At 44.6% G+C, this 8,077-nt stretch carries 7 protein-coding genes; 1 reads left to right on the top strand and 6 read right to left on the bottom strand.

What is annotated here, in order from left to right:
• Window positions 1-139 precede the first annotated feature (139 nt).
• The 6 genes from BUF15_RS25850 to BUF15_RS25825 form a co-directional block, all read right to left on the bottom strand.
• Window positions 140-520 (bottom strand): helix-turn-helix domain-containing protein, encoded by a 381-nt coding sequence (locus tag BUF15_RS25850; RefSeq protein ID WP_073617202.1) that lies wholly within the window; start codon window positions 518-520, stop codon window positions 140-142.
• Window positions 521-743: 223 nt separating this feature from the next.
• The gene (locus tag BUF15_RS25845; RefSeq protein WP_143170897.1) at window positions 744-1,112 is read right to left on the bottom strand and encodes a hypothetical protein; all 369 of its coding nucleotides are present in this window, start codon (window positions 1,110-1,112) and stop codon (window positions 744-746) included.
• 109 nt (window positions 1,113-1,221) lie between these two features.
• Window positions 1,222-1,902, bottom strand: coding sequence for a cytochrome b/b6 domain-containing protein (locus BUF15_RS25840; protein WP_073617200.1), 681 nt, complete (start codon window positions 1,900-1,902; stop codon window positions 1,222-1,224).
• An 86-nt stretch (window positions 1,903-1,988) separates the two neighbouring features.
• Window positions 1,989-3,122 (bottom strand): metallophosphoesterase, encoded by a 1,134-nt coding sequence (locus tag BUF15_RS25835; RefSeq protein ID WP_073617199.1) that lies wholly within the window; start codon window positions 3,120-3,122, stop codon window positions 1,989-1,991.
• Window positions 3,123-3,257: 135 nt separating this feature from the next.
• A complete protein-coding gene (locus tag BUF15_RS25830) occupies window positions 3,258-4,172 on the bottom strand; it encodes a hypothetical protein (protein ID WP_073617198.1) in 915 nt (304 codons plus the stop codon).
• Window positions 4,173-4,634: 462 nt separating this feature from the next.
• The gene (locus tag BUF15_RS25825; protein ID WP_073617197.1) at window positions 4,635-7,637 is read right to left on the bottom strand and encodes a PAS domain S-box protein; all 3,003 of its coding nucleotides are present in this window, start codon (window positions 7,635-7,637) and stop codon (window positions 4,635-4,637) included.
• 109 nt (window positions 7,638-7,746) lie between these two features.
• On the opposite strand from BUF15_RS25825, the gene BUF15_RS25820 reads away from it, so the two are divergent.
• Window positions 7,747-8,077: DUF4372 domain-containing protein (locus BUF15_RS25820; protein ID WP_143170896.1), on the top strand; the 331-nt coding region annotated here is incomplete at its 3' end.

Below are 8,077 nucleotides of genomic sequence, written 5' to 3'. Positions count from 1 at the left end.
GTAATCAAAGTACCCAGGATACCGAATACGGTGGCAATTCTTGGGTATTGGTAAAACCATCTTCCACACAATTACCCAGTCACGATCTTAATCACTGTCTCCAAATTACCGATTACTGTCTTCTGACGATCACTTATGACTAGTTGTCTTGCTGAATAAGTGAATTGAAAATGATACACGATCGACAGTTTTCTATCTTCTCAGTATAGGTAGAGTCGCAAGTGCCATTGCAAAGGGTACCATACATAAACCAGCACATATTTCCGCTCTGAAACTCCCATGCTGGGCATTGTTCCTTCTGATGACAATTTTTTACTTCCCAGCAAATAAAATCTTTTCGCGGTTTTCTTTCATGATAAATCAGAAAGAAAATAAGATTCCTTTCAATATAGGCTGGAATAGAACGTAGCCCCTGTTCATAGCTTCCAACTGCTTTCAATGAAACTCCCAACAAGGCGGCAAGTTGTTTTTGACTCTTTCCTAACTTTTTCCGGATTTGATTGAATTCTGCATTATCCAAAATGTCGCCTCCTTTGTCTAACCGGTCCGCCGCGATGTGTTAGTGGCGGTGTTATTTGCACTCCTTCAATAAAATAAGGTGTTTAAGAAAAGCGCGATGACCATATTTGATTCGACTTAAAGATCACCAGCGAAAAAACACCACTGATTGTTTCTATGCTCTAAAATGTACGCAAGCATCATCGTTACTGAAATCTGGCCGATTGTTTAAAGTGGTATGGTATCTATTGATTTGTTGGTTTCTCACCAGAATCCCAACAGGCATCCTTTAAACTTTGAATATTTTCGGAAACAGGTTTTTCAAGCCATACCTGGGCGTCCAAAAGACTTTGCACTTTATCCCAGCATCCGATCTTTACTAGAGCGGGCAGGTTCAGGGCCTCCGTCTTGAGGTTCTGAACTTTTTCCGGCACATTGAGCTTTGCACCAACGTCTGCAACATGCTGTACAGTCGTAACGGCTGCCCAAATAATGAGCACACCGACAAGGAGGGTTCCTGCGCAACCAATACCGAGAAATATTTTGAGCTTTCGCTTGAGTTGATCATTGGTTTTGTCATTTTTGTATGCTGTTTGCATTTTTGTTTGATTCACGTATTTTCCCGTTTTTTCATGCATTGAAAAATGATTGTGGACTATACCAAGGTATTCTTGACTGGTAACCTTGCCGATAGAAGACTGACCTGAGCAATGAAGACAACTTTTATTTCTGATGGATGGATTTTTTGCCAGTAAACATTGCTTTAACAAGATTTTCATTATGCATTTTGCTTGATACAGCAACTCCAATGACATGTAGGAAAATCAGGATGAGCATGAGTTGCGCGGAGCTCTCATGAATGTCGCTCCATACGCTGTCGCCATCGTCATCATCTTTTTCTGAATGGCCGTCCTTCCTCGCTTCTTTTTCTTTGGCATGTTTCCCTGTCTTTCTTGCATCATGTTTGTCGTCATCTGCATAGGCATTTCCAACAATCAATGAAGTATTGATAAATCCAAATGAAGGCTTTTCAGCCTTGGTTGCATAAGCAGCATATCCGCTCAAGCAAATAACAATACTATTTGCCAAAAAAAGAATGATCATCCAAGCGGCAGCCGGATTGTGACCCATAAAGTGTACTGATTTTCCGGTCGAGAGATTCTTTATGTAGGCAAGTGCCTTGGCTGGAGAGCAGACGAAGTCATTAAAACGAGCATGTTTTGAACCCAAAAAACCCCAACATACACGAGCGATCACAAGCCCTAGAACTGCATAGCCAGCATAACGATGAAGTGGTCCTTTATCATCTCCCGTTATGTAGGCCACAAAGAACAGTGGCAACAGCGACCAATGGAAAACTCGTACAAATTGATCCCATACCTGCACATGGTTGTTCGCAATCATCTGTATCTCACCTTGAATAATGTTTATGATATCTGGACTTTGATTTGTTGCGTAATCTGTTCTTGTTAACCGTACACATAAATTTTTTAATTTCGAGCTCCGACATCCATTGCCGTGTGTATCTCTGTTTTGGGGCGAAGCGTGATGTTGAGAATCTCGCCAGGTCGCCACAGGCGCATACGTGGGCCCCAGGTGCCTGTACCGCGACTAACCAGCAATGTCATTCCTTCGATGTCGTATCGCCCACCGAGCATCGCATACTTTCTTCCAACAAGAAAACTCAAGGGCCACACCTGCCCACCGTGAGTATGACCGGACAACATGAGCTCAACTCCTGCTCGTGCCGCATCATGGTAGTCTTCAGGTACATGGGATAAAAGGATCAGTGCACCAGAGGGGCGATTTGCTGGCGGGTTCCACGGCAATGAAGTTACAACTCGGCCGTGATCGCGGTTTACGTTTCGGCCGGCCAGAACTAAGCCCTGTGTCGGCTGCACCATCTCGCTTTGTAATGTCTGTATCTGCGTCCCATTGATGAGTGCATTTGTGTTTTCAGTTTTCCCATGATTCTCGTGGTTGCCGTTCACCGCCCAGACACCTAACGGTGCGGATATTTTTCTGAAAAATGGTGCAAATATTTCGGTATTTTCTCCATGTCCTTCGTAGGTATCGCCTAGTAGCACAACTATGTCAGGTTTCAATGCTTCGACTTGCCTGACGCATGATTCAAGCCACTGCGGACCCAAGAAAGAGCCTAGATGAAGATCGGAAAGTGCAACAAGGGTTGTTCCGTTCAATTCCTTCGGTAGATTGTTCATTTGCACTTCATAACTGGTGACTACCGGAGGCCTGATCCCCTGAATTGTTGCGACTATTCCGAGCATTAAACCAGCCAGCAGTGCGCACCCCCTAAGTCTCGGGGCCATGTGTGGAAAAAAACGGCCAAATCCTGTTGCGAGATCAACAGGGAAAAGACATATGAACAAGAGAAAAAATATGCCCGTAAGGGATATGCCGATGAAATCTGCATGTGAGGCCCATGTCGAATCACTTCCATGACCCCAAAGGCGTGCGATAGCAATGAGCAACCATAAGAGGAGGCCGCCATAAATGAATGCCCTTTTCGAAACAGTTTTATTAATGACGGGTGTTGATGATGCCCTCCATACGACATAAACAAGGAGGATTGTGGAAATGAAAGTCAGGCCGAATCCAAACATACAATCTCCGATCTCTATGGATACCTGATGGTATTCTGACTAATACGCGAAAGTAATGACCGTAACGCTACAAATACTTATCATATCTTACGATGAGTAATGAGGCAGCGGGTAGAAGCATACTTTCATACTGGTTCAGGAAGCCTTTTTATCTGTAGCTGCCTTAGAGAGCAGACCATATTTCCTGGCGAAATATCCAGTAATATTCCCAAAAAGAGGTATGCTCTGACGGAATCCTCTGTAAGTACTTTCCGGAGTCAGCATTGCCAATTTACCAAGAGATTTCCATTTGATTTGGTGAGGCTCATTTTCTGGTGTGTTACGCTCGCATCCCCTTCTGCTCGCATTTCCTTTACTGAGGATGGAGGAAAGTCTGTCACTCGGAAAGCTGTCTGTAAATCCTGGACTAAATGTTATAACGCATTGGTCTTTGTTGAGGCTGGAATGCTTACAACTCTTTATAGACTTGGCATGCCCCCATACAGTTGTTTGATTCCACGGTGGTAGTGTTTTAAGTTCTGAATAAAACGATCTTCTCGTACCTTCGTCTAATTCTACTTTTTCAGAATCCAAAATAAGTATTCCTGATTCAATACAACCTTTGCCACAAACAATTCTATTGTTTGGTCCTATAGCCTGCCAGGCGATTGCATTGTCATCACTGGCTATAATTTTGTACCGACCAAGTTGAAATGCACCTGGATCTAAGCTTTTTAATGTCCCTACATTGATCGCTTTGGTTGCAAGTTGTTCTAGAACATCATCTGTAGCCAACATTCCAATGTCCACACGGCGAAGGCCGGAAGCAATACAAAATGAGGAGGTTTTGCGCCAGAGAGGTAATTTTATCAAATAATCATGAAATTCCATCCTCAGATAGCCTGGGCTATACGTCTCCCAAGGCATAAGTACAAGTATGTCTCCAATAATATGGCATTTGCCACTTCGTTGCATGCCCATGGGATTTTGCAAAACCCAAGTCAATAAAAAGCTGCTTCGCTCTATGAGAATAAATTCGCCCAGCCGGTATGCAGTTTCATGCAAAAACATAACACACCTATCCAGTTAAGTTGTATGAATCGGGAACATATCAGTAGGTAAGATGGACAAGCTACTATTGCAAAATATGCACCACAATGTGGTGATTCGCGTTTATGGCGTAGCTATTTGCTATTCCAGGATTATCTGCTAGCACATTGGGTGTGAATATTGCATGAACACTCTGTCTGCTGGGTAATTATTACCCAGTTGTAGAGGGGATGTATAAAAGATATACAGCTTGATTTAGTCTGTGGGCTATAAGAGCAGAGCAATAAGGCGATAAGGCAGCAAAAAGGGACAGTGGAGGATGAATATTGAGCTTGGGAGCTATGTAAATTCTGACTTAGGAACAGATAGCCCTATCTTTGGTATACTCTTCCTTGCACATACCCCTTTCCCATCGATTATTGCAAGCTGAGTTTCCTGGGCAATCAAAACAATATTCATTGCAATTTTATCCTGTAAACTTTCCTAGGTTTTCTGATTTCTAGTGAGAGCTGCACTAACCTTGATTGCCAGATCACTGACTGTAAACGGTTTTTGGAGATACTGATATCCTTTATCTATTATCCCTCTGTGGGCAATGATATCGGCAGTATATCCCGACATATACAGGGTTCTGGTCTCTGGTCTGATCTCCCCCATTTTCACCGCGAGCTCACGCCCGTTCATTTCAGGCATGATCACATCGGTTAGGAGCAGCGCAATGTTGGCAGTCTCCGCAGCTTGCTGCAAGGCTTCGGTAGGTGTTGACGCGGTCAATACCTGGTATCCGAGACCTTTGAGCATTTTTTCGGTCAATTTCAGAATCGCCGAATCGTCTTCGACAACAAGAATAGTCTGCCCTTTTCCCTGCGGCAGCGTTTCCACTGTCCTTGCTCTTGGTGCCGCGTCCTCTTCCTTGTGAAATGGGAGGTGAATTCTGAATGTCGTTCCCTCACCAAGTTCACTGTAGACGTTGATAAAGCCGTTGTTCTGATTGACTATACCGTACACCGTTGCCAACCCAAGCCCTGTGCCCTTGCTCACTTCCTTGGTCGTAAAGAATGGCTCAAAGATTTTGTCTACCGTCTCCCTGCTCATGCCACAACCGTTGTCGCTGACTGACAGCACCACATACTCCCCTGGCTTGGCTTCCAGATGCTCGGCGCAGTACTTCTGGTCAAGGAACACCGTCTCCGTCTCAATGACAATTTTGCCGACATTGGCGATGGCATCCCGCGCATTGACACAAAGATTGGCCAGCAGCTGGTCTATCTGTGTAGGATCCATCAGCACAAGGCAATCATCCTTGCTCGGCTGCCAGACAAGATTGATGTCCTCGCCGATCAGCCGCCTCATGATTTTCAGCGCTTCCTCTACACAGATATTCAGATCGAGCACCTCGGGGGTGATGGTTTCCTTTCGGGCAAATGCCAGTAGCTGACGAGTGATGTCGCGGGATCGAAGTCCGGCGGTATAGATTTCCCTGAGATCCTCTGTAACCTCGGCTTCCGGTCCGGTTTTCCCCATGGCCATTTCGGCATATCCGAGAATGACACTAAGCATGTTGTTGTAATCATGGGCAACTCCTCCAGCTAAACGACCAATCGACTCCAGCCTCTGGGCGTGGTTCAGCTGGTTCTGCAATTTCTTCCGTTCAAGCTCAGATCTCTTACGCTCAGTTATCTCCACTATTGATCCTTCGAGAAATCCTTGTTCAGGGAAAATCGTTGCCGAAAAGGATATCCAAATATTGGTTCCATCTTTACGTATGATTTCCGTCTCGTAATCGCTGACAAATCCATTTTCTTGTAAAATCTTCAAAAGTTCCTTGCGCCCGTTGGGGTCGGCCCATGCATCGGCTGCATTGAACTCAGCCATACATTCCTCAATACTTGAGTAGCCTGCCATTTTCGCATATCTTTCATTTATCTCAAGGACCTTGCCGTCAGAAAGTCTATTCCTGAACAGTGCTACCTGGGCATTCTGAAACAAGGAATGATACTTTTTTTCACTGGCCTTCAGAGCTTCATCTGCCTTTTTGCGTTCTGTAATATCCTGAGCAGCGCCTCTTAGTCCAACAGTGACACCTCTTGCATCATGAACGGCCTCGCCGCGCACCCACATCCATCCCCGGCTCCCATCTTCTCGCAATGTTTCCAACTCAAGCTCGTAGGGGCTTCCGGTATCTTTAGTTTTGTTCAAGGCTGTGGATAATTTGTTCCAACTTTCAGGGGTGAACAGTTTCTGATGTTCTGTGTACGGAGGTGGTGGGACTGTAGGATCAAAACCATACATTCTATATAGCTCTTCCGACCAAACGACCTGATTGCTAGCAAGGTCCAAACGCCAACTGCCCACATGAGCAATTCGCTGAGATTCCTTTAAATCTTCCTCGCTCTCCATTAGAGCTTTCTCGGCCTGTTTGATCTTGGTGATATCCGTAATCGATGTTACACGAACAATCCCTGCATCCTTATATGGCATTGCTTTGGCTCGAATGGAAACAGGAAAGCGAGTACCATCTTTACGCATGCCAACAGCTTCATAAGGTTCGAAAGTTCCAGTCAACATATGCGATTTCACAATGCTGTGGCTTTCTGGAGCAATTATGTCTGTTCCGAACATCCCTATGAATTCAGATCTATCTGAATAACCAAAAATTTCAGCTGCGACCTGGTTCGCTTCAAGGCAAAATCCATCTTTTGTAAAAAAGATCGCCTCCATGGAACCATCGGAAAGGTAACGGAATCGCTCCTCACTTTCTTTGAGATCTTTCTCGGCCTTTTTATGCTCCGTAATGTCTCTGAGAAAACAGACACATTGTCCATCGTTCTCTTGTCGAAATTGAATACTGACCTCAATGTCAAAAACGGTTCCATCTTTGCGGCGATGTTTGGTCTCAAACCGATCTGATCCTTGTAAAACAACTGTTCGCATATGTTCGGCTACAAGCTCAGGGTCCTCAGTTGCCTCCAAGTCGGGAATTCGCATAGTCAAGAGTTCATCTTCACTGTATCCACTCATTCTGCTATATGCATTGTTGACCTCAAGGAGTCGCCCTTCGGTGTCAGTTAACCAATAGCCATCCATGGCTGATTTAAGGATGGATCTGTGTCGCTTCTCACTGACTTCAATGAGTTTTCTGTTTTCTACTTCCTTGAGTTTTGTTAAACCACTTTCGGAGATGACAGCAATCAAACCTTTGATAAAAAATAGATAATTGTTGAGTTGTTCCTGGGTCCAGATGGGAACTCTTTTAACCGCATCAAGATACGCCTCTTCGTCAAATCCATATTTTTTGGCCTGGGCTCTGAAAAAGGCCAGATCCGGTTTATCAAGAAAAAACTGCCCAGTGAAAAAATTTCCATAGTGAATTCCATTGATTACAATGGGCGTAGCGTTGTCCACCAAGCCATGGGGACAATGATAAGTGACGGCAGGGTTGGCTTCATGCAAATGATCCCGAATGTATTGATCACTTTTAATCATTGCTGTCTCACAAATACATGTGTAATACCCAATAAATAAAGGCCCGGAGAGCTTCTTGTGTTATAATGAAATTGCGAAATATCATTCAAATACAAGGAGATCCCGAGCCATGGCGCATTGTAACACAATCCTCAATCAACTTGCCTCATTTTTCCCGAGACATGATTTTGAAAAACTGGCAACTCAGTACCATCAAGGCCAAAAGTTTCGCTCCTTCAATCGCTGGAGTCAGTTTATGGCCATGACGATTGCACAACTGACTGGAAGAAAGAGTTTGCGCGACCTGGTAGGTAATATAGCTGCACAAGGAAAACGGATCTATCATCTGGGCATGAGATCAACCAGCAGGGCAACGCTTGCTCGGGTAAATGATCAGCAACCATATAACATCTTCAAAGAGATGTTTTTCCAACTGTTGCAACGATGCCAGGCTCGTGCAC

The sequence above is a fragment of the Desulfopila aestuarii DSM 18488 genome (genome assembly GCF_900143695.1).
GTDB classification, from domain to species: domain Bacteria; phylum Desulfobacterota; class Desulfobulbia; order Desulfobulbales; family Desulfocapsaceae; genus Desulfopila; species Desulfopila aestuarii.
Note: the sequence above shows the minus strand (reverse complement) of the source record. Positions and strands in the feature narration are given on the sequence as shown.